The sequence below is a fragment of the Aeromonas sp. s11 genome (genome assembly GCF_040907945.1).
Classification (GTDB): Bacteria; Pseudomonadota; Gammaproteobacteria; order Enterobacterales; family Aeromonadaceae; genus Aeromonas; species Aeromonas veronii.
Genome location: NZ_JBFOCU010000010.1, coordinates 69,519 through 94,464, shown reverse-complemented (window position 1 = coordinate 94,464; position 24,946 = coordinate 69,519). Strand labels below are relative to the sequence as shown.

At 59.7% G+C, this 24,946-nt stretch carries 24 protein-coding genes and 4 tRNA genes; 16 read left to right on the top strand and 12 right to left on the bottom strand.

From position 1 onward, the window contains the following. Window positions 1-51: 51 nt before the first annotated feature. From AB5Y84_RS02295 to fabV, 3 genes are all read right to left on the bottom strand, one after another. Entirely contained in the window at window positions 52-1,236 is a 1,185-nt protein-coding gene (locus tag AB5Y84_RS02295; protein ID WP_201982545.1) for an NAD(P)/FAD-dependent oxidoreductase, read from the bottom strand. 150 nt (window positions 1,237-1,386) lie between these two features. Next, complete coding sequence (gene ftnA / locus AB5Y84_RS02290; RefSeq protein ID WP_005339225.1) at window positions 1,387-1,911, bottom strand: non-heme ferritin; 525 nt, start codon at window positions 1,909-1,911, stop codon at window positions 1,387-1,389. A gap of 92 nt (window positions 1,912-2,003) precedes the next feature. Beyond that, on the bottom strand, window positions 2,004-3,191 hold the full coding sequence (fabV, locus tag AB5Y84_RS02285) for an enoyl-ACP reductase FabV (RefSeq protein ID WP_368176286.1): 1,188 nt from the start codon (window positions 3,189-3,191) through the stop codon (window positions 2,004-2,006). Between the two features lie 411 nt (window positions 3,192-3,602). Between fabV and AB5Y84_RS02280 the strand changes: the two genes are divergently transcribed. Further along, window positions 3,603-4,040 (top strand): universal stress protein, encoded by a 438-nt coding sequence (locus AB5Y84_RS02280; protein WP_005339229.1) that lies wholly within the window; start codon window positions 3,603-3,605, stop codon window positions 4,038-4,040. Window positions 4,041-4,232: 192 nt separating this feature from the next. After that, a complete protein-coding gene (trpS, locus tag AB5Y84_RS02275) occupies window positions 4,233-5,246 on the top strand; it encodes a tryptophan--tRNA ligase (protein ID WP_019446260.1) in 1,014 nt (337 codons plus the stop codon). Here the strand turns inward: trpS and AB5Y84_RS02270 are convergent. Next, window positions 5,225-6,184 (bottom strand): LysR substrate-binding domain-containing protein, encoded by a 960-nt coding sequence (locus AB5Y84_RS02270; protein ID WP_368176285.1) that lies wholly within the window; start codon window positions 6,182-6,184, stop codon window positions 5,225-5,227. The two genes, trpS and AB5Y84_RS02270, sit on opposite strands and share 22 nt — an antisense overlap. Before the next feature lie 91 nt (window positions 6,185-6,275). Here AB5Y84_RS02270 and AB5Y84_RS02265 point away from each other — a divergent pair, with 91 nt between their 5' ends. Both AB5Y84_RS02265 and AB5Y84_RS02260 read left to right on the top strand, forming a co-directional pair. Then, entirely contained in the window at window positions 6,276-7,175 is a 900-nt protein-coding gene (locus AB5Y84_RS02265) for a DMT family transporter (protein WP_181270065.1), read from the top strand. Then, window positions 7,160-7,321, top strand: a complete 162-nt coding sequence (locus AB5Y84_RS02260) for a hypothetical protein (protein WP_098981153.1) — start codon at window positions 7,160-7,162, stop codon at window positions 7,319-7,321. Before AB5Y84_RS02265 ends, AB5Y84_RS02260 begins: the two co-directional genes overlap by 16 nt. A gap of 126 nt (window positions 7,322-7,447) precedes the next feature. On the opposite strand, the gene AB5Y84_RS02255 is transcribed toward AB5Y84_RS02260, so the two are convergent. Further along, window positions 7,448-7,909: a DUF6314 family protein gene (locus AB5Y84_RS02255; protein ID WP_236764070.1), complete on the bottom strand. Its 462-nt coding sequence runs from the start codon at window positions 7,907-7,909 to the stop codon at window positions 7,448-7,450. Window positions 7,910-7,949: 40 nt separating this feature from the next. On the opposite strand from AB5Y84_RS02255, the gene AB5Y84_RS02250 reads away from it, so the two are divergent. After that, a complete protein-coding gene (locus tag AB5Y84_RS02250) occupies window positions 7,950-8,804 on the top strand; it encodes a carboxylate/amino acid/amine transporter (protein WP_368176284.1) in 855 nt (284 codons plus the stop codon). A gap of 7 nt (window positions 8,805-8,811) precedes the next feature. Here AB5Y84_RS02250 and AB5Y84_RS02245 read toward each other — a convergent pair whose 3' ends face one another. Together AB5Y84_RS02245 and AB5Y84_RS02240 are read right to left on the bottom strand one after the other, a co-directional pair. Next, window positions 8,812-9,675 carry a GGDEF domain-containing protein gene (locus AB5Y84_RS02245; protein WP_368176283.1) on the bottom strand — a complete coding sequence of 288 codons (864 nt, stop codon included), beginning with the start codon at window positions 9,673-9,675 and terminating at the stop codon, window positions 8,812-8,814. Window positions 9,676-9,745: 70 nt separating this feature from the next. After that, entirely contained in the window at window positions 9,746-10,459 is a 714-nt protein-coding gene (locus tag AB5Y84_RS02240; protein WP_042031136.1) for a 3-deoxy-D-manno-octulosonic acid kinase, read from the bottom strand. A gap of 200 nt (window positions 10,460-10,659) precedes the next feature. Here AB5Y84_RS02240 and AB5Y84_RS02235 point away from each other — a divergent pair, with 200 nt between their 5' ends. The 8 genes from AB5Y84_RS02235 to AB5Y84_RS02200 all read left to right on the top strand — a co-directional run bounded on the left by AB5Y84_RS02235 (window position 10,660) and on the right by AB5Y84_RS02200 (window position 18,625). After that, window positions 10,660-11,715 carry a glycosyltransferase family 9 protein gene (locus AB5Y84_RS02235; RefSeq protein ID WP_368176282.1) on the top strand — a complete coding sequence of 352 codons (1,056 nt, stop codon included), beginning with the start codon at window positions 10,660-10,662 and terminating at the stop codon, window positions 11,713-11,715. 299 nt (window positions 11,716-12,014) lie between these two features. Next, window positions 12,015-12,641: a guanylate kinase gene (gene gmk / locus AB5Y84_RS02230; protein ID WP_368176281.1), complete on the top strand. Its 627-nt coding sequence runs from the start codon at window positions 12,015-12,017 to the stop codon at window positions 12,639-12,641. A gap of 79 nt (window positions 12,642-12,720) precedes the next feature. Beyond that, window positions 12,721-12,996 (top strand): DNA-directed RNA polymerase subunit omega, encoded by a 276-nt coding sequence (rpoZ, locus tag AB5Y84_RS02225; RefSeq protein WP_005307060.1) that lies wholly within the window; start codon window positions 12,721-12,723, stop codon window positions 12,994-12,996. Between the two features lie 131 nt (window positions 12,997-13,127). Then, a complete protein-coding gene (gene spoT / locus AB5Y84_RS02220; protein ID WP_019446267.1) occupies window positions 13,128-15,245 on the top strand; it encodes a bifunctional GTP diphosphokinase/guanosine-3',5'-bis pyrophosphate 3'-pyrophosphohydrolase in 2,118 nt (705 codons plus the stop codon). A gap of 44 nt (window positions 15,246-15,289) precedes the next feature. Next, window positions 15,290-16,021, top strand: coding sequence for a tRNA (guanosine(18)-2'-O)-methyltransferase TrmH (gene trmH / locus AB5Y84_RS02215; protein ID WP_005355744.1), 732 nt, complete (start codon window positions 15,290-15,292; stop codon window positions 16,019-16,021). Beyond that, entirely contained in the window at window positions 16,021-16,680 is a 660-nt protein-coding gene (locus tag AB5Y84_RS02210) for a CatB-related O-acetyltransferase (RefSeq protein ID WP_368176280.1), read from the top strand. Before trmH ends, AB5Y84_RS02210 begins: the two co-directional genes overlap by 1 nt. Next, a complete protein-coding gene (locus AB5Y84_RS02205; protein ID WP_368176279.1) occupies window positions 16,680-17,720 on the top strand; it encodes an alpha/beta fold hydrolase in 1,041 nt (346 codons plus the stop codon). Before AB5Y84_RS02210 ends, AB5Y84_RS02205 begins: the two co-directional genes overlap by 1 nt. Before the next feature lie 89 nt (window positions 17,721-17,809). Beyond that, entirely contained in the window at window positions 17,810-18,625 is an 816-nt protein-coding gene (locus tag AB5Y84_RS02200; RefSeq protein WP_040069618.1) for a Cof-type HAD-IIB family hydrolase, read from the top strand. Between the two features lie 34 nt (window positions 18,626-18,659). On the opposite strand, the gene AB5Y84_RS02195 is transcribed toward AB5Y84_RS02200, so the two are convergent. The 5 genes from AB5Y84_RS02195 to AB5Y84_RS02175 all read right to left on the bottom strand — a co-directional run bounded on the left by AB5Y84_RS02195 (window position 18,660) and on the right by AB5Y84_RS02175 (window position 19,817). Next, complete coding sequence (locus tag AB5Y84_RS02195) at window positions 18,660-19,175, bottom strand: ricin-type beta-trefoil lectin domain protein (RefSeq protein WP_111900885.1); 516 nt, start codon at window positions 19,173-19,175, stop codon at window positions 18,660-18,662. A 179-nt stretch (window positions 19,176-19,354) separates the two neighbouring features. Beyond that, window positions 19,355-19,431 (bottom strand) — tRNA-Pro (locus AB5Y84_RS02190). A gap of 76 nt (window positions 19,432-19,507) precedes the next feature. After that, window positions 19,508-19,593 (bottom strand) — tRNA-Leu (locus AB5Y84_RS02185). Between the two features lie 20 nt (window positions 19,594-19,613). Further along, a tRNA-His gene (locus AB5Y84_RS02180) sits at window positions 19,614-19,689 on the bottom strand. A 51-nt stretch (window positions 19,690-19,740) separates the two neighbouring features. Beyond that, window positions 19,741-19,817: transfer RNA gene (locus tag AB5Y84_RS02175), tRNA-Arg, on the bottom strand. Between the two features lie 232 nt (window positions 19,818-20,049). Here AB5Y84_RS02175 and AB5Y84_RS02170 point away from each other — a divergent pair. From AB5Y84_RS02170 to AB5Y84_RS02160, 3 genes are read left to right on the top strand one after another with little or no spacing between them, the layout of a single operon-like run. Continuing rightward, the gene (locus tag AB5Y84_RS02170; RefSeq protein WP_252656587.1) at window positions 20,050-20,646 is read left to right on the top strand and encodes a TetR/AcrR family transcriptional regulator; all 597 of its coding nucleotides are present in this window, start codon (window positions 20,050-20,052) and stop codon (window positions 20,644-20,646) included. Further along, window positions 20,643-21,776, top strand: coding sequence for an efflux RND transporter periplasmic adaptor subunit (locus AB5Y84_RS02165; protein WP_005355753.1), 1,134 nt, complete (start codon window positions 20,643-20,645; stop codon window positions 21,774-21,776). The genes AB5Y84_RS02170 and AB5Y84_RS02165 overlap by 4 nt, the downstream gene beginning before the upstream one ends. Before the next feature lie 15 nt (window positions 21,777-21,791). Further along, window positions 21,792-24,872 carry a multidrug efflux RND transporter permease subunit gene (locus AB5Y84_RS02160; RefSeq protein WP_005355755.1) on the top strand — a complete coding sequence of 1,027 codons (3,081 nt, stop codon included), beginning with the start codon at window positions 21,792-21,794 and terminating at the stop codon, window positions 24,870-24,872. Window positions 24,873-24,946: the final 74 nt, after the last annotated feature.

Here is a 24,946-nt window from a genome sequence, read left to right as displayed (position 1 = left end):
ACCATAACCCTGACCAATAAATCGGGGCCGGATAAACCAGCCCCTGTGACATCAACAGTACTGACCGGCCACCCAGCCGGAGGACCAGGCCCACTGGAAGTTGTAGCCACCCAGCCAGCCTGTCACATCCACCACTTCGCCGATGAAGTAGAGGCCCGGTACCTTGCGCGCTTCCATGGTCTTGGAGGAGAGCTCGTTGGTATCGACGCCGCCCAAAGTCACTTCGGCGGTGCGATACCCCTCGGTGCCGTTGGGCAGGATCTGCCAGTCACCCAGCAGATTGGCCACCGCTTCCAGCTCCCGCTCGTTGTACTGGCGCATCGGCTTGCTGACCAGCTGGCCCAGCTCCACCAGTTTGTCGACGAAGCGCTTGGGCAGCTCGCGCCCCAGCACGGTTTTCAGCTCCTGCGCCGGGTGCGCCTGCGCCCATTCGCGCAGGGCAGCCGGAATATCCAGCTCCGGCAGCAGGTTGATGTGGATCTTCTCACCCGCATGCCAGTAGGAGGAGATCTGCAGGATGACGGGGCCGGAGAGGCCGCGATGGGTGAACAGCATCGCCTCCTTGAAGCGAGTGCCATCCTCGGCGGTCACCGCGACCGGCAGGCTGATGCCCGCCAGATCGGCGAAGGCCTCTTTCTCCGCCTGATGGAGAGTAAAGGGCACCAGACCGGCGCGGGTCGGCAGCACCTTGAGGCCGAACTGCTCCGCCAGTTTGAAGCCATAAGGGGTAGCGCCCAGCTTGGGCATGGAGAGACCGCCGGTCGCCACCACCAGCGAGTGACAGCCGATCTCCCCCTTGCTGGTGGTCAGCACAAAGCCTTCGTCCTGCTTGCTGACGGTGAGGATCTCGGTCTGGAACTGCAGGGTCACCCCGGACCAGTCACACTCGGTGAGCAGCACATCGACGATATCCTTGGCGCTCTCGAGACAGAACAGCTGCCCCAGGGTGCGCTCGTGATAGTTGACCCCGTGGCGGTCCACCAGATCGATGAAGTCCTGCTGGGTGTAGCGAGCCAGTGCCGACTTGCTGAAGTGGGGATTTTCCGACAGGTAGGCGTGAGCGCCAGCCTGATGGTTGGTGAAGTTGCAGCGACCACCACCACTGATGAGGATCTTGCGGCCCGGCTTCTTGGCGTTGTCGAGCACCAGCACGGAGCGGCCACGGTAGCCCGCCTGCGCCGCACACATCAATCCGGCCGCACCGGCCCCGATCACCACCACATCGACCTGCTTCATCATCACTCACTTATCAAAATAGAAACGGCACCTGGCCAGAACCGAGATTGCCTCTGACGGAACACAACCATAGTGGCTGCCCACCAGAATAAATAACGGCCCTTAAAAGGGCCGTTATTGTACTGGCTGAACACTAAGTGTCCACGACTATCAGGCGTTGCTGTCCATGATGCTGGCAGGGGCGCCCTTGGCCAGTTCGGCCAGCTCCTTGTCGATGAAGTAGAGGCCTTTGCCATCTTCACCCACCAGACCCAGACGGTCGACGATGCTCTTGAACAGCTTCTCCTCTTCATGCTGCTCGGCCACATACCACTGCAGGAAGTTGAAGGTGGAGTAGTCCTGGGTGGTGAAGGCTACGTGAGCCAGACCATTGATGCACTTGGTGATGTGATACTCGTGCTCCAGGGTGGTACGGAACACGTCGCCCAGCGACTTGAACTCGTGGGGAGGGGCATCGATGGCACCCAGTTTTGGCATGGCACCGGTCTCGCTCACGTAGGTGAACAGACGCTCCATGTGCTGGCGCTCCTCGACCGCGTGCTGGCGCAGGAAGGTCGCCGCCCCTTCAAAGCCCTTGTCTTCGCACCAGGCGCTCATCTGCAGATAGAGATTGGAGGAGTAGAACTCCAGGTTAATCTGCTCGTTCAACTTCTCGATCATGGCTTGGGCCAGCATCTTGTTTCTCCTCAGTGATTTGGTATCGATTGTCGCCACACTCCCGCCGCGAATCAACCCGCCAACGAGAGGGAGATCCCGTTTCTTTCAGCTCAGGGGGTCAGCTCGCCAAGGGAGGCGACATCCACCGGCGCAGCATAATCGACGCCCGGCAGCTCGAAGCCGTTGAGCTGCATGAAGTCCTGCCGCAGCCCTGCAAAGTCCCCCAGCCCGTGGAAATTGTTCGGCGTCACCTTGGGCCAGAGCGCCGAAACGGCGGCCTGAATGGCCGGGTCGAGCTCGTGGTCATCCATCCGGATCAGCCGGTTGCCATCGGCCACCACCCCATTGGGCCCGTACATCTTGGCTGCAAACAGCCGCTGCATCTGCTCGATGCAGCCTTCGTGCACACCGCGCTCCTTCATTACCCCCATCAGCAAGCCCAGATAGACCGGCAGCACAGGAATATAGGCGCTCGCCTTGGTCACCAGCGCCTTGCAGACCGATACCCAGGCGTGGCCGCCAATCTCGGCCAGTTGCAGGTTGATGGTCTCGGCGGTGGCGTGCAGATGCTCCTTGGCATAACCGATGGTGCCATCCCGATAGAGGGGATAGGTGGATTCGGGGCCAATGTAGGAGTAAGCGACAGTCTGCGCGCCGGGGGCGAGACAGTCGGCCTGCTGCAACGCCTGCATCCAGAGCTGCCAATCCTCGCCGCCCATCACGGTGACGGTATCGCGGATCTCCTCCGGGGTGGCGGGCGCCAGCGACTGCTGCACCAGCGTATCGCGCTCCAGATCCAGCCCCCAGCCGCTGAATGGCTGGCCGGTGGTCTTGAGCACCGAGCGCACTTGCGTGCCGTCCGGTAGCACCCGGATGCCGCTCGCCAGCGAATAGATCACCAGATCCACCTGCCCCAGCTGCTGGCGGATGGTATCGATGGCCTGCTGGCGCATCGCATCGGAGAAGGCATCACCGATCAGGTTGATCGCGATACGCCCCTCCTGCTCCGCCTCCTTGCGAAACCAGATGTTGTTGTACCAGCCGGCACTGCCCAGCCCCTTGTCGGAGGGACCACGCTCGAACGAGATGCCAATGGTGTCGGCACCGGCACCGAAGGCGAGCGCAATTCGCGACGCCAGCCCGAAACCGGAGGAGGCCCCCAGCACCAGCACCCGCTTGGGCCCGCTGAACGGGCCAGCGGCCTTGATGCGTTCGATCTGCTGTTGCACGGCGGCGCGGCAGCCGATGGGGTGACAGTTGCGGGCAACACAACCTTGAATCTGGGGATGAATGATCATGAGAAGGCCTCCAAAGAAACTGGCTACAGCATAACCAAGTCGCGGGAGATTAACTTGATGCCGGATCTCTATCAGCAAGAAAACGGCAAGAAAAGCAGCAGGAAATGAGGCAGAAAAACAAAAGGGAGCACGTGGCTCCCCAAAGCGGTATTCAGATGCTTTTTGTTGTTTTGTGTTCATTGCGAAGCACGGGCACATCCTATGCCTCTCACCGGCTGCGGGCAATAGAGTGGGTGTGACCTGGCTCAAACTCCTGTTTAATTTACGAGCAAAAAGTGATTATTAATTGAGTCAATTGCAACCGTCAGCTGGAAATTAAACTCGTTCAAATCCCTAAACTGTGCCCAAGGCACCATTTTAGTTTCAGCAGAGATTGGTATAGTGAGTGAAGGATCGGTAAGGAGACATCCCATGAGTGGTACAACCTATTACAAGCACATTCTGGCCGCGATCGACTTGTCGGAAGATAACCGCAAGGTGATCGACAAGGCGGTGGACAGAGCCCGTTCCAACGGCGCCAAGCTGTCGGTTATCCATGTCGATGTGGACCTCAAGGATCTCTACACCGAGATGATCGATATCGACATCGACAACGTGCAGGATCAGGTGATCGCCGAAGCGAAAGAGAAGCTGGAGGCCTTCCTCGCCTCCGTGGACTACCCCATCGAGAAGAAGCTGGTTATCTGCGGCGATCTGAGCGAGCGGGTCAATCAGGCGGTCAAGGAGTACGAGATCGATCTGCTGGTGTGCGGCCATCGCCAGAGCTTCTGGAGCCTGCTCACCTCGAGTGCCCGTCAGCTGATGAATACCGTGCCCTGCGATCTGCTGGTCGTTCCCTTGCAGAAGTGATCAAACAGGCGTAGTGTGATTTGCCATGAATATGACCTCATTCAATCACAACTACTGGTGGTGCTGCTCTTAAACAGGCGGCACCGCGTTTCTATTGTAAATTTCCCAAAGAAAACACCGTGACCGCCGAGAGGCGGTCAACTGTTTTTATCCCTTTGTCGCCTCCCGGCTCACCCAACTGGAGAGAGTGACATGCACAACCCCGTTATCCTGACTGGCGATCGTCCCACCGGCAAACTGCACATCGGCCACTATGTCGGCTCCCTGCGCCAGCGCGTCGAAGCCCAGCACCATTACCGTCAATTCGTGATGATCGCCGATCTGCAGGCGCTGACCGACAACGGCCACAACCCGGCCAAGGTGACCGACAACGTGCTGGAGGTAATGGCCGACTATCTGGCGGTCGGCCTCGACCCGGCCAAGACCACCTTCTGCCTGCAGAGCGCCCTGCCCGCCCTCGCCGAACTCACCTGCTACTACCTCAATCTGGTCAGCGTCGCCCGGCTGGAGCGCAACCCCACCGTCAAGGCAGAGATCCAGCAAAAAGGGTTCGAACGCACGCTGCCAGCCGGTTTTCTGGTCTATCCGGTGAGTCAGGCCGCCGACATTACCGCCTTTCGCGCCAGCCATGTGCCGGTCGGGGAGGATCAGCTGCCGATGCTGGAGCAGACCAACGAGATCGTCCGCCGCTTCAACTCACTGGTAGGCAAAGAGGTGCTGACCGAGTGCCAGCCGATCCTGAGCGACACCGGCCGCCTGCCCGGCATCGACGGCAAGGCCAAGATGTCCAAATCCCTCGGCAACACCATAGAGCTCGGCATGTCGGCGGAAGAGGTCAAACAGGCGGTGTTCGCCATGTATACCGACCCCAACCACCTCAAGGTGAGCGATCCGGGTCAGGTGGAGGGAAATACGGTGTTCGCCTATCTCGATGCCTTCCATCCGGACAAGGAGCTGGTCGCCGAGATGAAGGCGCACTACCGGCGCGGCGGATTGGGCGATATGCGCTGCAAGCAGGTGCTGAACGACTGCCTGCAGACCCTGCTCGCCCCGATGCGAGAGCGCCGGGCCGCGGCCATTGCCGACAAGAAGATGCTGCTGGAACTGCTCTATCAGGGCACCGAGCAGGCCCGCATCATCACCGATGAGGTCTTGGCTGAGGTGAAAAGCGCCATGGGACTCGACTACTTCGCCAGCATCCGCTGAGTCGGCGTACCGAGGGCATCGGCGCCGTAGAGGTCGTACACCAGCTGATGCAGCAGGCTCTTGAACCAGCTGATCGCCTCGTCATGGGCGGTCAGCGGGTGGCCCGCCATCAGATAGACGATGGGGATCTCCGGATCCAGCTGATGCATCCGCAGCGGGTAGTAGCGGCAGAAGTGGCGCCCGATCATCTCGGGCACCACCACCAGATAGCGGCCGGTCGCCATCAGCGGCGGCACCGCCATAAAGCTCGGTAACCTGACCCCCAGCTCCCGCTCCACCCCGAAGCGGGCCAGCCAGAGCTCCACCATCGCCTGGCTGTGGCCCCAGCTGGAGGTGTGGATATGGGGGCGGCTGACCAGCTCGACCGGAGTCAACACATCGGGCAGCTCGCTGCCAAGGGGCGACAGGCAGACCAGCGGATTGCTGAACCACTCCTCGCGCCAGAGACGGGGCGAGAGGTGGTTGGCACCGGCAAAACCGATCACCAGATCCAGCTCCCCCTTCTCCAGCTCCCGCTCGTAGTCGCTGTCGGCCAGTTCGCACACCTCCAGCCGGCAGTGGGGCGCTGCGCGGAACAAGCGATCCACCAGCAACGGCACCAGCCCGTGCTCTACCGAACCCGGGGTGGCGATGCGGAAAATCCGCCGCGCGCTGGCGGGTTCGAATCCCTTGGCCTGCCGCAACCCCTGCTCCAGCATCGCCAGCGCCTGCCGCACCGGCCCGGCCAACGCCTTGGCCCGCTCGGTCGGCATCATCTCCCGTCGGCTCATCACGAACAGCGGGTCATCCAGCGCCACCCGCAGCCGCCCCAAGGCGTGACTGACGGTGGATTGGGATAGATGCAGCCGTTCGGCGGCACGGGTGACGTTGCGCTCCTGCATCAGCATGTCGAATACGGCGAGCAGGTTGAGGTCGAGACGGGCGAGCGAGCTATCCATCGATATTAGCCATAGTTAAATGCCAACAATTCATTTTTACCATAGTAACAGATTGCCTAGAATGCGCTGGCTTAATACATCGGAGATTCAAATGCGTAGCTATCTGTTATTGCTGGCCATTGGCCTGCTGTGGGGTTCCCAATTCATTTTCATGCACCAGGCCGTTGCCGAGTTGCCACCCATTCTGGTAGCTGCCGGTCGTGCCCTGTGCGGCAGCCTGACCCTGGGTCTGCTCTGCCTGTTCATGCGGCTCAAGAGTGAGCACACCCCGTGGCGCACCTATATGCTGATCGCCCTGCTGGATGCCACCATCCCCTTCATCATGGTCGCCTGGGGCCAACAGTATGTGGATAGCGCCATCGCCGCCGTGGTCATGGGTTGTATCCCGTTTGTGACCATTCTGGCTGCACCGCTGTTTATTTCTGGTGAAAGAATCACCAAAACCGGTCTGCTCTCCGTGATTATCGGCTTTGCCGGTGTGCTCACCCTGTTCTGGCCGAAACTCTCCCAGGGCATGAACGCCGGTCTGCTCGGTGCCATGGCCATTCTGCTGGGCGCCAGCTGCTTCGCCATCGGTCTGCTGATGATCAAGCGCTTCGCCAAGGACCATCCCGTCGTGGTCGCCCGCAATATCCTGATCTCCTCGGCAACCCAGTTGCTGCTGGTCGCCCCCTTCATGGTTGACCTGAGCAGCCTGACCCTGCCGAGCAGCCAGGCCCTGAGCGCCATTACCGTGCTGGGTACCCTCTGTACCGGTCTGGTCTACTTCCTCTACATGGCGCTGATCCAGAAGGCCGGCCCGACGTTCGCCTCCTTCAGCAACTATCTGGTGCCGCTGTTCGGCGTGATGCTGGGCGCCCTGTTCCTCGGCGAACAGATCCACCCCACCACCGGCGTGGCACTGGCCCTGATCCTCGGCTCGGTCGCCATGAACCAGTGGGCCCAGCAGCGTCGTGTACAGCGTGAGGCAACCCTATGTCAGGCATCTTGACCACCCTGTGCGGCGGTCTGGTCCTGATTGCCGGCTGGCAGTATCGCCAGCGACTGGCGGGCGTGCTGGGGCTGTTGATGGTACTTCTACCCTGGTTCTTCGATAGCAAGCTGCAAGCCATGCTGAGCTATGCCCTGAGTGCCTGAATCGCTTTTCTGAGTGTGTGAAGAGAGTACATCTCTCCTGTTTTTTGGGACTGTTTTAAAAAACCTCCGATTTGTCCCCCGCTACCGGCGCTCTGCGCCGGTTTTTTTATGCCCGCTTGCCGCCACTCACATCCGGTAGCGGTAGTCGATCCGCTCGTTCTTGCGCGGCCCGGTGATCTGCCAGCTCAGCAGAAAACCGCCGTCAATCTCGGTCAGCTCGGCGCGGTAGTGATCCGCCCCGCACAGATGGGGCTCGGCGGTCAGCCAGCGGCCATCCCCTTGTGGCAGCAGCTCGAACAGTTCGACCGGCGCTTCATAACGCAGGTGAGAAAGGCGGATCCCCCGCTCGCTACGTTGCCACCAGAAACGGTTGTGCATGGTGAGCACCCGATCATGGGGAGTGGTGTAGCGCCCCTGCTCGCTGAAGAGCCAGCCACCCTGATGATCGGTCACCGCCACAACCCCTTCGCCGCGACCATTCCAGTCGGTCGCCGACCCCTCGCCATTGCTGGCGGTGAAGCCAAATGCTCCGACCTGTGGCAATCGTGCCCATAAACGCTGGATTGCCGCTTCCATCTCGGCCATCATAGCCCCCTCAAAAATTGACAACTGATGACAAATCAACCACATGAACTACTTGATAGGGGTCACCCTGCTCTGGTCATTCTCCTTCAGCCTGATCGGGGTCTACCTCGCCGGTCAGGTGGATGCCTACTTTTCGGTGCTGACCCGCATCGCCCTCGCCACCTTGGTATTTCTGCCCTTCCTGCGCCGCCGCTGGCTGCGACCCGCTCTGGTGGCCAAACTCATGGCGCTGGGCGCCATCCAGCTCGGCATCATGTATCTCTTCTACTACCACTCCTTCCTGCTGCTGACGGTACCGGAAGTGCTGGTCTTTACCATCTTCACCCCCATCTACGTCACCCTGCTCCACGACCTGCTTGAGCGGCGCTTCAACCTCGCCTATCTGTGGGGAGCCCTGCTGGCCGTCGCCGGTGCAGCCGTGATCCGCTTTGACGGGCTGACCGAGAGCTATGCACTGGGCTTTCTGGTGGTGCAGGGAGCCAACCTCTGCTTTGCCATGGGTCAGGTGGGCTACAAGGTACTGCTGGCGAGGGAGGCTGAGCAACCGCCACAGCTGGCGATTTTCGGCTGCTTCTATCTGGGAGCACTGGTGATCGCCCTGCCCGCCTGGTGGTGGCTGGGCAAACCCCAGTACCCGACCAGCGGGTTGCAGTGGGGCATTCTGCTCTGGCTCGGGGTGGGCGCTTCGGGGCTGGGCTACTTCCTGTGGAACAAGGGGGCAACGCTGGTCAGCAGCGGGGTGCTCGCCATCATGAACAATGCGCTCATTCCGGCCGGTCTGCTGGTCAATCTGCTGATCTGGGGCAAGGATACCGATTTGACCAGATTGGCCATCGGCGGCGTGCTGATGCTGGCATCCCTCAAGGTGTGCCAGCATCGCAAGGTCACTTCATCCTGAGTGGCAACTAGCCGACGACGGCGTTGCGCTCCCGTCTGGCCTGACCGTGGCAGGTGGCCAGACGGGCCAGCAGATGGTCAAGCTGCTCGCCGGGCTGGCTCTGTACCAGCCCGATACTGACGGTCACCGGTCGCTGTGGCAGCAGGCTGGCGTCGGCAATCTCGAGGCGCAGCCGTTCGGCAATCTCCAGCCCCTTCATCCGCTCGGTGCGGGAGAGCATCAGAATAAAGCCATCCTCATCCCAGCGGGCGAAGGGATCTTCGCGGCGCAGCTCGTGACGCACGATGCGCGCCAGTTTGGCCAGCATGGCGTCGCAAGCCGCTTCACCAAACAACTGCTGGATTTTGGCCATGTGATCGACCGAAAACTGCAGCAGGCTGAAAGTGCCGCTCTCGTTCGCCAGCCGCTCTTCAAGCAGTTGCTCGAAACGGCCACGGCTCTCCAGTCCGGTCAGCGGATCGGTGCCATGTCGCTCCTCCACCAGCACGGCAGCGGGATCGAGGTGACGGACGACCCCCAGCAGATAACCCCGCTCATCGCGACGCATCCGCTCTTCCAGCCGGATGTAGTGGCCGTGGTGGTGAAGAATGCGATATTCAAGGCGCAGACCGCTGCTGCGGCCGCTCTGGCAGGCGCTCAGGGCATCAGCCAGCCGGGCAACGTCATCGGGATGCACCCGCTCCAGCCAGCCGAGATCATCCGGCCAGCTATCGCCAAGCCCCAGCAGGCGCAGGCAGGAAGGGTCGCGGCGCAGTCCCTGTTGCGGAGACCAGGTCCAGATCCCCGCCTCCAGCAGCGCCATGGCATCGAACAGCAGACCCGGATCAAGCCGGGCGGTGACATCCACCAAAGGTGTCTTGAGCATTTCCATGGGGCACCTCGAAACCGAATCTGAAGAGCTGATTCATAAGTAACATTGGCCATGGCGGCGAGCAACAGGGTCAGCTCGCTTTTCCGTGATAACCCTCCATCAGGGTCTGCCAGTTGTCCGGTACGAAGTGAAAACTGGTGTGCAGTTGGGACTCCTTGTTGAAGGAGCGCAACAGCCGCTCCAGATTACCCTTCTGCCACTCACCGGGGGAGCGGATCGCCCCCTTGTCGAAGTCGATCACCCACACCTTCTCATCCTTATCGAGCAGCAGGTTGTGGCTGTTGAGATCGGCGTGGTAAACCCCGGCATCGTGCAGCTGGCGCACCGTCTGGCCAATCTTGTGCCACACCTCGCTGGCCACCGGCCCCTGCTTGAGCAGGGCGACCATGTCCTTGGCACCGCGAATACGCTCGATCAGGATGTCGGCGCGATAAAATGGGCCCTGTTTGGCCATCCGCGCCCCGAACGGACGCGGCACCGGCAACCCCAGTTCGCACAACTTGGCCAGCAGGGTGTATTCCGCCATGGCGCGGCTCGATTCGACCCCTTCGAACCAGAAGCGATCCCGCACCACCTTGCCCACCATGCCGCCACGATAGTAGTGGCGCAGCACCAGATGGCGGGACTCATCCTTGACGAACCAGGTCACGCCGCGACCGATGGAGGTTCCCACCACCTGACGGTTGTTCTGCCACCAGGCCGGTTCGAATAACTGGGAAGTGGGGTCGCGAAAGGCCCCTTCGGCGAACCAGCAAACCTGGTTGTGTTCGGTCTGTATCAGCATCATGAAGATCCCGCTCGGTGGGTCGTTGATCGCCCCTATGTATGGGCGATGAGGCTGCGACTGTGGCATGCCCGCAACATGTGCCAGCCATGGCGGCTATTCGGGTGGCAAAGCCCGGCTGACGATTGCGCGCAATTTTACAATCCAGAGGGGAGTTTGCATAATGCCATCCACCCTTTTTGCCAGCCGTGCGCCACATCATGCCGCTATTTCAAACGCCTCCCTCCTCCATCTGCATTCTGCGGCTCTCCGCCATCGGCGACTGCTGCCACGCGCTGGCACTGGTACGGGTCATCCAGCGGGAGTGGCCGCAAACCCGCATCACCTGGATCACCGGAAAAATCGAGGCCACCCTGTTTGCCGATCTGCCCGGTGTCGAGGTGATCGCCTTCGACAAGAGCAAGGGGTGGCGCGGCTATCGCGACCTGTGGCAGACCCTCAGGGGACGTCAGTTTGATGCCCTGCTGCATCTGCAGGCGGCCATGCGCGCCAGCATCGCCACCCTCGGCATCAAGGCCAAGGTCAAACTCGGGTTTGATCGGGAGCGGGCCAACGACGGCCAGTGGCTGTTCACCAACCACAAGGTGCCCTCGCCCGCCTCCCCCCACGTGCTGGACGGTTTCCTCGCCTTTGCCAAAGAGCTCGGCATCAAGGATCTGACCCCGGATTGGCAGCTGCCCATCAGCGCCGAGCATCAGGCCTGGGCGAAAGAGAAGATTGGTGGCAAACCGACCCTGCTGATCTGCGCCGCAGCCAGCAAGGCCTTCAAGAACTGGACGGCAGCGGGCTATGCCGCACTGGCGGATCACGCAGCCAGCAAGGGTTTTCAAGTCTATCTCTGCGGCGGGCCAGCCAAACTGGAGCGGGATCTGGCCGCCGAGATCCGGCAACTCAGCCAGAGCAAACCGGTCGATCTGGTTGGCCAGACCAACCTCAAGCAGCTGTTGGCGCTGATTGGTGAGGCGAGTCTGGTGCTGGCCCCCGACACAGGCCCAACCCACATGGCCACCATTGTCGACACACCGGTCATCGGCCTCTATGCCCACCACAATCCGGCCCGCACCGGCCCCTATCTCTGCCGGGATTATGTCGTCAGCGTCTATCAGACCCTGATTGAGCAGGAGACCGGCAAGCCGCTGGCCGAGCTCGGCTGGCGCACCCGTCTCAAGGATCCCGATGCCATGAGCAAGATCACCAGCGAGCAGGTCATCGCCGCCTTCGATCGCCTCTGCGCCGATCGCCACCTGCCTGACTGAAAGCAGCTCGGAAATCCCGAGCAGTGAGGCAGGGATAACCTGATGGCCCCATGCCGGAGCGACAGGCAGAATAACGACCGATGTGGGTTACGCTCCCGCAACAAGCTACGAACACTTTGATCGGCCGGAATATGATTCCGGCCGTTTTTTTATTCGCCACCTTCTGTTAAAATTCGCCGCCTTTACATCCCCCTGATCCAAGAATTTATCCGCATCATGCGTTTGGCTGTCTCCCTTTCGGGCACAAGACGGCGGCCTCTGCTACAACCAAAATGCGGGTTCCGATTAAAGGTAATAACATGGCGCAACAAGGCACTCTCTATATCATCTCCTCCCCGAGCGGCGCAGGTAAGTCCAGTCTGCTCAACGCCTTGCTGACCAACCACAATCAAGCTGGCAAGATGCAGCTGTCGGTCTCTCACACCACGCGCGCCACCCGTCCCGGCGAAGAGCACGGCGTCCACTACCACTTCGTCAAGGTGGAAGAGTTCAAGGAGCTGATCGAGCGCGGCGATTTTCTGGAGTGGGCCGAGGTATTCGGCAACTACTACGGCACCTCCCGCGCCGCCATCGAAGCCTGTCTGGCCAAGGGGATCGACGTATTCCTCGACATCGACTGGCAAGGTGCCCGCCAGATCCGCGAGCAGATGCCGACCAAATCCATTTTCATCCTGCCCCCCAGCCGCGAAGAGCTGGAACGCCGCCTGATTGGGCGCGGTCAGGACAGCGCCGAAGTGATTGCCGGCCGGATGGCGAAAGCCATTGCCGAAATGGTGCACTACGACGAGTATGACTATGTCATTATCAATGAAGACTTCGAGCAGGCGCTGTTCCAGCTCAGGTCCATTATTGAGTGCCAACGGCTGGAGATGCGTCACCAGCAACAGGCTCAAAAAAACTTGCTGCAACAGCTACTGGCAGAGTAAGCCAAAAACAAGTAAACTTTTGCGTCATTTTTAAACACTGCTTTTCTAAATACAGAAAGCCCAAACACTGGAGTCCTGCATGGCACGCGTTACTGTAGAAGATGCTGTAAAACAGGTAGGTAACCGTTTTGACCTGGTGCTGGTCGCCGCGCGCCGCGCTCGTCAAATCGCGGTACAAGGCAAAGATCCCCTGGTCGACGAAGAGAACGACAAGCCGACTGTGATCGCTCTGCGTGAGATCGAGCTGGGTCTGGTGAACAATCAAGTGATGGACACCCAGGACCGCTACGAACAGCAAGAGCAGGAAGCCGCCGAGCTGGCTGCCGTTGCTGCCATCGCCGAAGGCCGCGGTTAAGTTATTCCTCCGGTTGGCACCCGCCCGGGTGCCGACTGTTCATCCCCATTTACAACCGCTCGAAAACCTCGCAAACTCAGGGCTATACCCTCAATTCCACGAATTGCCGTTTCACCGCTGCGGGGACTGTCTTGTATTTATTTGAAAACCTTAAAGAAATAGCCAGTTCCTACCTGCCGCCAGAGCAGGTTGAGAAGCTCAAGCAAGCCTATGTGGTGGCCCGTGATGCCCACCAGGGTCAGATGCGTTCCAGTGGCGAACCCTACATCACCCACCCTGTTGCCGTTGCCCGGATCCTGGGTGACATGCGCCTCGATCATGAAACCCTGATGGCCGCCGTGCTGCACGACGTCATTGAAGACACCTCTGTCACCAAGGCCGATCTGGCCGAACAGTTTGGCAATGCGGTTGCAGAACTGGTGGCCGGGGTCTCCAAGCTCGACAAGCTGAAATTTCGCGATCGCAAAGAGGCGCAGGCCGAGAACTTCCGCAAGATGGTGATGGCAATGACCCAGGATATCCGGGTCATTCTGATCAAGCTGGCCGACCGCACCCACAATATGCGTACCTTGGGTTCCCTACGACCGGACAAACGCCGCCGCATCGCCCGGGAAACCCTCGAAATCTTTGCACCCATCGCCAACCGCCTCGGTATTCACACCATGAAGAACGAGCTGGAAGAGCTGGGCTTCGAGGCGCTCTATCCGATGCGATCCCGCGTGCTGCGCGAATCGGTGCGCCGCGCCCGTGGCAATCGCCGCGAGATCATCGACTCCATCCAGAGCGAAATCAGCGGTCGCCTGAAAGAAGCGGGGATCGAGCATCAGGTCAGTGGCCGCGAGAAGAATCTGTTCTCCATCTACAACAAGATGGAGAAAAAAGAGCTGCAATTTCATGAGGTAATGGATATCTACGCCTTTCGTGTCAAGGTGAAGGACATAGATACCTGTTACCGGGTGCTGGGACAGATGCACAGCCTCTACAAACCGCGCCCCGGCCGCTTCAAGGATTACATCGCCATCCCCAAGACCAACGGCTACCAGTCCCTGCATACCTCGCTGGTGGGGCCGCACGGGGTGCCGGTGGAGGTGCAAATTCGCACCGAGTTTATGGACCAGATGGCCGACAAAGGGGTTGCCGCCCACTGGGCCTACAAGCAGGATGGCGACAGCTCGGGCACCACTGCCCAGATCCGCGCCCAGCGCTGGATGCAGAGCCTGCTGGAATTGCAGCAGAGCGCCGGCAGCTCGTTTGAATTCATCGAAGGGGTCAAAACCGACCTCTTCCCCGACGAGATCTACGTGTTCACGCCGGAAGGACGCATCATGGAGTTGCCCGCTGGCGCCACGCCGGTGGACTTTGCCTATACGGTGCACACCGACATCGGCCACGCCTGCGTCGGTTCGCGGGTCGACCGCCACCCCTACCCGCTCAGCAGCCCGCTGCACTCGGGCCAGACGGTGGAGATCATCACGGCACCGGGCGCCCGTCCCAACGCGGCCTGGCTCAACTTCGTGGTAACCACCAAGGCTCGCTCCAAGATCCGCCAGTTCCTCAAGAACCTGCGCACTGAAGAGTCGGTGGTGCTGGGTCGCCGCCTGCTAAACCATGCGCTGGGCGCCAAGAATATCGAAGACATCCCCGAGCCGCGCATCAAGCAGGTGCTGGCCGATACCAAGCATGAGAACCTGCAGGGGCTGCTGGCCGATGTGGGCCTCGGCAACGCCATGAGCGTCATGGTGGCACGCCGCATGCTGGGGGATGAACTACCGCCGGAAGAGCAGCCCAAGTCCAGCAGCAAGAAGATGCCGATCAAGGGTGCCGACGGCATGCTGGTCACCTTCGCCAACTGCTGCCGTCCGATCCCGGGGGATGCCATTATCGCCCACATCAGCCCGGGCAAGGGTCTGGTGATCCACCAAGAAGCCTGCCGCAACATCAAGGGCTACAGCAAGGAGCCGGACAAGTACCTGCCGGTGCAGTGGGAGGTGGACAAGGAGCAGGAACAGGAGTTCCGCACCGGCATCAGCATCGAGATCGTCAACCATCAAGGTGCGCTGGCCGAGCTGGCCAACGTGATTGCCGCCACCGGCGCCAATATTCACGCCATCAGCACCGAAGAGAAGGATGGCCGGGTCTATCAGGTCAGCCTGCTCATCACCACCAAGAGCCGCATCCACCTGGCCAACATCATGCGCAAGATCCGCGTGATGCCCAACGTGCTCAAGGTGAGCCGACAGAAGAACTGAACACAGGCGGCGCAAGCCGCCTGCTGCTTTTATTGAGACAAGCCATGACCCCCGAACGCTTCAAGCGCATCACCGACATGCTGGCCCAGCGTCAGCTCGATTTGACCGTCTGTATGGAAGAGGTACACAAACCTCACAATCTGGCCGCCATCGTGCGTACCGCCGATGCCATCGGCATCCACCGGGTACACGCCGTCTGGCCCAAAACCTGGATCCACAAGCGCAAGGGCACCGCCCGCGGCAGCCAGAACTGGGTGGATGTAAAACTGCACCCGGATATCGGCACAGCCGTTGCCGAGCTTAAAGCCTCCGGCATGCAGATCCTGGCGACTCACCTCTCCGACAGCTCCGTCGATTTTCGCGCCATCGATTACACCAAACCGACCGCCATTCTGGTGGGTCAGGAGAAACACGGCATCGGTGAAGAGGCGCTGGCGCTGGCCGATCACCATATCGTCATCCCCATGGTGGGCATGGTGCAGTCCCTCAACGTCTCGGTGGCTGCCGCCGCCATCCTCTACGAGGCGCAGCGCCAGCGCGAGCTGGCCGGTTGCTATCAGCGCGGCTGCCCGCTCACGCTGGAGGAGCAGAACAGCATCCTGTTCGAGGGGGGTTATCCTATCTATGCCCAACTCTGCAAAGAGAAAGAGATGCCCTACCCCCAGCTCGGCCCGGCCGGTGAAATTCTGGCGGACGAAGAGTGGTGGCAGCGGATGCAGCTGACCCGCAAAGGGTGGGCGCAGCAGAGCGAGCAGGACGACCTACAGGAGGAGTGATGGAGAACCCTTTTGGCAGCTGGCTGGAATCGCAAATCATCCGGGATCACCTGACCAACCCGAACATAGAGGCCGGCGACTACAGCTACTACTCCGGCTACTACCACGGCAAGCCGTTCGAGGATCACTGCGTCCGTTACCTGCTCGGCGATGGCTCGACCCGCGACACCTGGGAGAGCGGCCTCTGGGGCGAGGTGGATCGGCTGATCATCGGCAAGTTCTGCTCCATCGGCTCGGGCGCCACCTTCATGCTGGCGGGCAATCAGGGCCACCGGCTGGATTGGGTTTCCACCTTCCCGTTCAACCCCGACACCTTTGGCGAAGGTGCCCGCAGCGGCTTCCAGCGCAAGGGGGACACCCGGATTGGCAACGATGTCTGGATCGGCTCGGAAGCGATGATCATGCCCGGCATCTCCATAGGCGATGGTGCCGTCATCGCCACCCGCGCCGTGGTGACCAAGGATGTGGCCCCTTACACCATAGTCGGCGGCAACCCGGCCCAACCGATCCGCCGCCGTTTCAGCGATGAGCAGATCCTCATGCTGCAAGAGATGCAGTGGTGGGACTGGCCCCTGCCTCGCTTGCAAGCCTGCATGGCGCTGCTCTGCTCGGGGGATATCGCCGCCCTTTATCACCATTGGCAACAGGAGTGTGCCTGATGAAACCCCTCTCTCTTTCCCTGTTGGCCCTGACCCTGTTTTCTGCCGGAGCCCTTGCCGTGACCAATACCTATCAGCTCACCAGCGAAGCCGATGTACCCAGCCTCTACCAGCAAACCCTGCCAGACTTCTGGCGCCAGCATGCGGTGGAAGGAGAGTTCAAGGGCAAGGATGGGGTGACCATCCGCTATGCTGCGCTGCGGCAAGCCAAGGTCGATCACGCCATCCTCATCGTCAATGGCCGGGTCGAGAGCTACCTCAAGTATCAGGAGCTGGCGTGGGATCTCTGGCGTCAGGGCTACAGCCTCTATCTCATCGACCATCGCGGTCAGGGGATGTCCGATCGGCTGCTGGATGACCCGCAGAAGGGATATGTCGACCAGTTCGACGATTATGTGGTCGATCTCAAGCAGTTTCACGACCAGATCATCATGGCGGACCAGCCTGACAAGCTGTTCCTGCTGGCCCACTCCATGGGCGGCGCCATCTCGGCCCGCTATCTGGAGCGCTGGCCCGATGATATCAAGGCGGCCGTGCTCTCCTCCCCCATGCTGGGCATCAATCTCGGCGGTCTGCCCAAGTGGCTGGCCAAGGGATTGGCGAGCACCATAGGCACGGTCGGCGGCTGGCTTGGCGAGCCTCCCTACGGCCCCGGTCAGGGTGCCTATCAGGATCACGGCTTTGCCGATAACGAACTGACTCACAGCCAGCCCCGCTATCAAGCGTTCCGCCAAATCTACGAGCGGCACCCGCAGATCAAGCTGGGTGGCGCGACCGCCCACTGGATTTATCAAGGGATCACTGGTGCCGATGCCGCCATCGCCGATGCGGGCGCCATCAAAACCCCGCTGCTGGTGCTGCAAGCTGGCAGCGACAGCGTGGTGGACAATGCCGCGCAGGATCGCTTCTGCACCATTGCCAAGTGCGAAGGGGGCAAACCGCTGCGCATCGAGGGAGCCTGGCACGAACTGTTTATCGAATCCGATGACAAACGCCAGCCCGCCCTGACCGCGATGGTCGACTTTTTCGCCCGCTTCTGAGCTGGCTATTTTTTGTAACCCTAAATAAATGGGGTGACAGTGCGGGCTAAGGTAAACTGCCCCTGTTTTCAATCGATGCCGAGGTAATGATGTTCAAGGTAGTTGTATCCGATCTCGATGGCACTCTGCTCAACAAGCAGCACCAGATCTCTCCCCGTACCCGGGATACCCTGCACCGCCTGGTAGAACAAGGTGTGAAATTCGTGGTCGCCACCGGCCGTCATCATGTTGACGTTCGCAGCTTCCGCGATGCGCTGGGGATGGACATCTACCTCATTACCTCCAATGGCGCCGTGGTCCATGACAAACAGGATCAGCTGATTTTCAACCAGCCGCTGCCGACCGAGATCGCCGCCGAACTGATTGCACTGGAGCGCGACCCCTCTATCCACCTCAATGTCTATCAGGGTGATGACTGGGTGGTGGAAGAGGAGCTGCCCTGGCTGCTGCAGTTCCACGACGAGTCAGGGTTCACCTACCGTCTGGTCGATGACCTGAAGCAGGAACCGAAAGAGCAGATCAACAAGGTGTTCTACATCGGCGACCACGAGAAGCTGCTGAAGATCGAGGCGCACCTCAACCAGCGCTATGGCGATCAGCTCAACGTCACCTTCTCCCTGCCGGACTGCCTCGAAGTGATGCACGCCGGGGTGCACAAGGGCAATGCTGTGCGGGCCGTGCTGGAGCAGAACGGGTTCGATATGTCCGAGGCGATCGCCTTCGGCGATGGCATGAACGACTTCGAGATGCTGACCATGGTGGGACGCGGCATCGTGATGGGCAACGCCCATGACCGCCTGAAAATGGCGCTGCCGGAGTATGAGCAGACCCTCACCTCCGACGAAGATGGCGTCGCCGTCTATCTGGAGAAGCTGTTCGAGCTGGAGAACGTCAGCGCCGCCTGATCCTCTTCATCCCGACATTCGATTCAACAAAGCCTCACCATGTGAGGCTTTGTTTTTTCAGAGTCTCCAGCCAGGGATTGGGCCGCTGCCAGCTGAAGCTCTGGTTCGCTCCGCCGTAGCATTCAGCCAGCCGCAGCGGCGTGCCGGGGGTATGGCGTCGCCCGGCCACATCGAGGCAGCGGGAGACCTTGCTGTTGAACAGCCTGTCTTTCTGCCACTCCCACTGCGCCTGACCGTCACAGGGTGCCAGCATCACTTCGCTGTCGTTTTTGGCTTGCAAACAGAGCTCCTGCAGGCGCAACTCACCCAGATCCCACTCGAACAGTTGATCGTCTTTTCCGCTGCAAGGTTGTGCCAACACCTTCTGTTGGGACACCGCAACGCAAAAATCACCGCTGGTCAGCAAGGGGGAGCGCGCATGCTCCTCCTGCGGTTGTGAAGCAATGGAGCCCATCATCACATCGGTGGATGGCGGCTTGATGGTACAGCCACCCAGCAGCAAGGCAGCCAGCAGGGCAGGAGAGCAAGCAAAGGAAATTTTGTTATTCATGGAAAAATGCCTGAAATGGGCCGATGACATCCGGTTGTCAGTGACTCGAGGCTGAAGCATAACCGAAAGGCGGGGCGCGCTGCCCAAATAGAGTGTAAACAGACGTAACAGGGAGAGAGTGCTGGCCCAACGGAGGCCAGAAAGCAAAAAACCTCGCCGAAGCGAGGTTTTTCTAAATTTGGTCGGTGATAAAGGATTCGAACCTTTGACCCTCTGGTCCCAAACCAGATGCGCTACCGGACTGCGCTAATCACCGAGGCTATTTCTTTCAAAATAGTTTACTTCAAAAAAACAAAGACGACCTGATGGTCATCCTCGTCATACAGCAAGTATGGTGCGAAGAGAGGGACTCGAACCCTCACACCCGGGGGGCACTAACACCTGAAGCTAGCGCGTCTACCAATTCCGCCACCTTCGCGTACCTGACAAGCTGTAAAATGGGGTGGCTGATGGGGCTCGAACCCACGACAACCGGAATCACAATCCGGGACTCTACCAACTGAGCTACAGCCACCACAGCTGTTTTCGTTCCACAACAACGCCCGTTTAACCGACGCACTTTTGATGGTGCGCCCGACAGGATTCGAACCTGTGACCTCTGCCTCCGGAGGGCAGCGCTCTATCCAGCTGAGCTACGGGCGCTACGCTGTCGAACGGGGCGCATTATTAATGATGGTTGCTGGTTTGTCTACACTTTTCTGTCACCGAAACACTGTTCGTTGTTTTTTCAAGCACATTGCGCACTTTTCTTCCACTATTCCCCTGCTGACAGCCGAAAAGGGGCAGATCGCAGTCGCAAATCACCTTGCTGCCTTGACTTGATTTGATGCCCATCTAGAATGAATGAACGTTCATTCAATCGAAAGTCACACTGATGATTCTGGATAAAAAAGAGAGCATCTTCAACGCGGCCCATGAGGTGCTGGGTGAACGGGGTTTTCATGGTCTGTCGATTGCAGAAGTTGCCAAGAAGGCCAATGTTGCCACCGGCACCATCTATCGCTACTTCGGCGACAAGGATGATCTGATCCGGCAACTGCACCAGCACACTATCTTGCAGTGTGTGCCCATGGTCATGGCCGATGTAGCAATCGATAAAGTTTCATTTCAACAATTTCGCCAATTATGGCTCAATATTCATGCCATTTTTGTTAACGAACCCAACGCTATCCGGTGCAAATTGCAGTACGAGAGCTCTCCGCTAGGGGCAGAATTGGAGACCAATCCTGCCATTCTGGCTGCCTGGGAGCCTCTGGACCGATTTTTTGAACAGGGCGTTGAACAAGGATTGTTTATTGATTTACCGATACGGGCACTCCAGGTGTTGAGTCTGGACAGTGTCATGCATCTGGCCCTGCAGTGCAGGGTGCACAACATCACGCTGACCGAATCGCAGTTGGAAACCGCGATCCGTGCCAGCTGGAATGCCATTTTATCCCCCAATCTTTCCACCTCAGGAGCCTGTTCATGAAAAAGTGGATGGCCATTATGTTGCTGATAGCGATCGCCTTGTTTGGCAGCGTCATCGGCTTCAATTTGTTCAAACAGAAGATGATTGCCCAATATATGGCCAACCGGCCGGAACCCGAGTTCCCCGTCACAGCCATGGTGACCAAGGCGCAGGATTGGGTACCGACCATCGAAGCGATCGGCTTCATCGAGCCGAATCAGGGGGTGACCCTCTCTACCGAACTGGCCGGCACCATTGATGCCATCACCTTCGAGTCGGGCAAACCGGTCAAGGCTGACCAGCTGCTGCTGAGCCTGGACTCCACCGTGGAGCGTGCCAATTTGCGGGCCTCCCAGGCCAAACTGCCGGCGGCAAAAGCCAAGTTCGATCGTTTCCAGAACCTCTACAAGACCAGCTCCATCTCCAAAGAGCAGCTGGATGAAGCCGAAGCGGCCTATCGCTCGCTGGAAGCGGATATCGAGAGTCTGAAGGCGACTATTGCCCGTCGTGAAGTCCGTGCGCCCTTTAGCGGCGTGGTCGGCCTGCGCAATGTGTTCCTCGGTCAGTATCTGCAACCGGGCACCGATATCGTGCGCCTGGAGGATACCAGCGTGATGCGCCTGCGCTTCACCGTGCCCCAGACCGATATCTCCAAAATCAAGCTGGGCCAGACCATCAAGATCAATGTAGATGCCTATCCGCAAACCCAGTTTGACGGTCATATCACCGCCATCGAGCCTGCGGTCAACTTCCAGAGCGGCCTGATCCAGGTACAGGCAGACATTCCGAACAACGACGGTCAGCTGCGTTCCGGTATGTTCGCTCGCGCCAGCATCATTCTGCCGACGGTGAAAGATCAGATCGTGATCCCGCAAACCGCTATCTCCTTCACCCTTTACGGTCAGAACGTCTACGTGCTCAAAGAGGGCGAAGAGACCGACAAAGAGGGTAACAAGGTGAAAGTGCTGCGAGCCAAGCAGGTTGTGGTCAAGGCTGGTGAGCGCCGTGGCAACGATGTGCATGTGCTCTCCGGCATTCAGGCCGGTGACCAGATCGTACTGTCGGGTCAGGTTCGCCTGAGCAACGACACCAAGGTGCATGTGGTCGAGAACGATGCCCTGGCCGTTCCGGCACAAACCCCGATGCTGTAAGCGCGGAGATCTGCGATGCGATTTACTGACATATTTATAAAACGGCCTGTGCTGGCGATCTCGCTCAGCTTCCTGATCGCCTTGCTGGGCTTTCAGGCCATCTTCAAGATGCAGGTACGGGAATACCCCGAGGTGACCAACACGGTGATCACCGTCAGCACTGGCTACTATGGCGCCAGTTCTGATCTGATCCAGGGGTTCATCACCCAGCCGCTGGAACAGGCGGTCGCGCAAGCCGACAACATCGACTTCATGACCTCCTCCAGCCAGCTGGGCAGCTCCACCATCACTGCGTACATGAAGCTCAACACCGACCCCAACGCCGCGCTGTCCGACATCCTGGCGAAGGTGAACTCGGTGCGCTCCCAGCTGCCGAAAGAGGCGGAAGACCCTTCGGTCACCTCCTCCACCGGTTCAACCACGGCGGTGCTCTACCTCGGCTTTACCAGCCCCGAGCTCAATTCCAGCCAGATCACCGACTATCTGGAGCGGGTTATCAAGCCGCAGCTCTTTACCGTGGGCGGGGTCTCCAAGGTTGACCTCTACGGCGGTGTCGAGTTTGCCCTGCGGGTATGGCTGGATCCGGCCAAGATGGCGGCCTTCAACCTGACGGCCAGCGACGTGATGACGGTGCTCAACAGCAACAACTATCAGTCCGCGACAGGTCAGGCGACCGGTTACTTTACCCTGTTCAACGGCAACGCCGAGACCCAGGTCAAGGATGTCGACGAGCTGAAGCGTCTGGTGGTTGCTACCCGTGACGGCAAGGTGATCCGCCTTTCCGACATTGCCAAGGTGACCCTCGAGAAGAGCCACGACATCTATCGCGCCAGCGCCAACGGCCGCGAAGCTGTGGTCATGGCGGTCAACGCCGCGCCAACAGCCAACCCCATCAACATCGCCCACGATGTGCTGGCGTTGCTGCCAAGCCTTGAACGCAATATGCCGAGCACCATGCGTCTCAACGTGATGTATGACTCAACAGTGGCGATCAACGAGTCCATCCACGAGGTTATCAAGACCATCCTGGAGGCAGCCGCCATCGTTCTGGTGGTCATCACCCTGTTCCTCGGTTCGTTCCGCGCTGTCATCATCCCGATCATCACCATTCCGCTCAGTCTTATCGGCGTGGTGATGATGATGGATATGTTCGGCTTCTCGATAAACCTGATGACTCTGCTGGCGATGGTGCTGGCGATCGGTCTGGTGGTGGATGACGCCATCGTGGTGCTGGAGAACGTCGACCGCCATATCAAGGAGGGGGAAGAACCGTTCCGGGCGGCCATTATCGGTACCCGCGAGATCGCGGTACCGGTTATCGCCATGACGGTTACCCTGGCGGCGGTATACGCCCCTATCGCCCTGATGGGGGGCATCACAGGCTCCCTGTTCAAGGAGTTTGCCCTGACGCTGGCTGGCGCCGTGTTCGTCTCGGGCATCATCGCCCTGACTCTGTCCCCGATGATGTGTTCCAAGATGCTCAAGGCCAACGAGCAGCCAGGCAAGTTCGAGAGCACAGTCCATCACCTGCTGGAGCGGATGACCGATCGCTACGACAGCATGCTGCACGCCGTGATGAAAAAGCGCCCCGTCATCGTGGTGTTCGCCGTCATCGTCTTCGCCAGCCTGCCGCTGCTGTTCAAGTTCATCCCGAGCGAACTGGCACCGTCAGAGGACAAGGGGGTAATGGCCGTGCTGGGTACCGCACCGTCCAACGCCAACCTGGACTACATCGAAAACACCATGGCGGATGTGAACAAGATCCTGGACGACCAGCCCGAGATCGCCTTCTCCCAGGTCTTCTCAGGGGTGTTCAACGCCAACCAGGCGTTCGGTATCGCCTCCATGGTGCCCTGGAGTCAGCGTGAAGCGAGCCAGAAAGAGGTGCTGGATCGGGTCGCCAATCTGGTGAAAGACATCCCGGGTATGGCCATCACCACCTTCCAGTTCCCGGAACTGCCGGGTGCATCGAGTGGTCTGCCGATCCAGTTCGTCATCACCACCCCGAACAGCTTCGAAAGCCTGTTCCTGGTGGCCGGTGAAATTCTGGCAGCGGCGCAGAGTAACGGTCAGTTCGTCTATTCGGATCTCGATCTGAACTACGACTCCGCCACCATGAAGATCCGCATCGACAAGGACAAGGCGGGTGCCTACGGCATCACCATGCAGGATATCGGTATCACCATGGGCACCATGATGGCGGATGGTTACGTCAACCGTATCGACCTGGATGGCCGCTCCTACGAGGTGATCCCGCAGGTCGAGCGCAAATACCGTCTCAATCCGGAGTCCATCAAGGGTTATTACGTGCGGGCCGCCGACGGCAAGTCGATCCCGCTCGGCAGCCTGATCAGCATTGAAGTGGTTGGCGAGCCTCGCGCCCTGCCCCACTTCAACCAGCTGAACTCTGCTACCATAGGCGCCGTTCCGGCTCCGGGCGTGGCCATGGGTGATGCGATCAACTGGTTCCAGACCACCGCCGACGAGAAGCTGCCGCAAGGCTACCGTTACGACTTCATGGGTGAAGCCCGTCAGTTCGTCACCGAAGGCAATGCGCTCTATGCCACCTTCGCGCTGGCACTGGCCATCATCTTCCTGGTGCTGGCAATCCAGTTCGAGTCGGTGCGTGACCCGCTGGTCATCATGGTCTCTGTACCGCTCGCCATCAGCGGGGCCTTGATTGCCCTGGCATGGGGGATGGCGACCATGAACATCTACTCCCAGGTGGGCCTCATCACCCTGGTGGGTCTGATTACCAAGCACGGTATCCTGATCTGTGAAGTAGCAAAGGAAGAGCAGTTGCTGCGCGGCATGAACCGGATGGAAGCCGTGATGCAGGCCGCCAAGGTGCGTCTGCGTCCGATCCTGATGACCACGGCCGCCATGATTGCCGGTCTGATCCCGCTGCTCTATGCCGCTGGCGCCGGTGCGGCACAGCGTTTCAGCATCGGTATCGTCATCGTGGCAGGTCTTGCCATCGGTACCCTGTTCACCCTGTTCGTGCTGCCGGTGATCTACACCTATCTGGCTTCCGAGCACAAACCCTTGCCGGTATTCGATGAAACCATTCCGCCCAAAGCAAACGGCGGACATTAATCATCAATCACATGCAAAGGCCCCGATACGGGGCCTTTTTTATGCTTCGCAGGAAAGACGACATAAGTGCATGA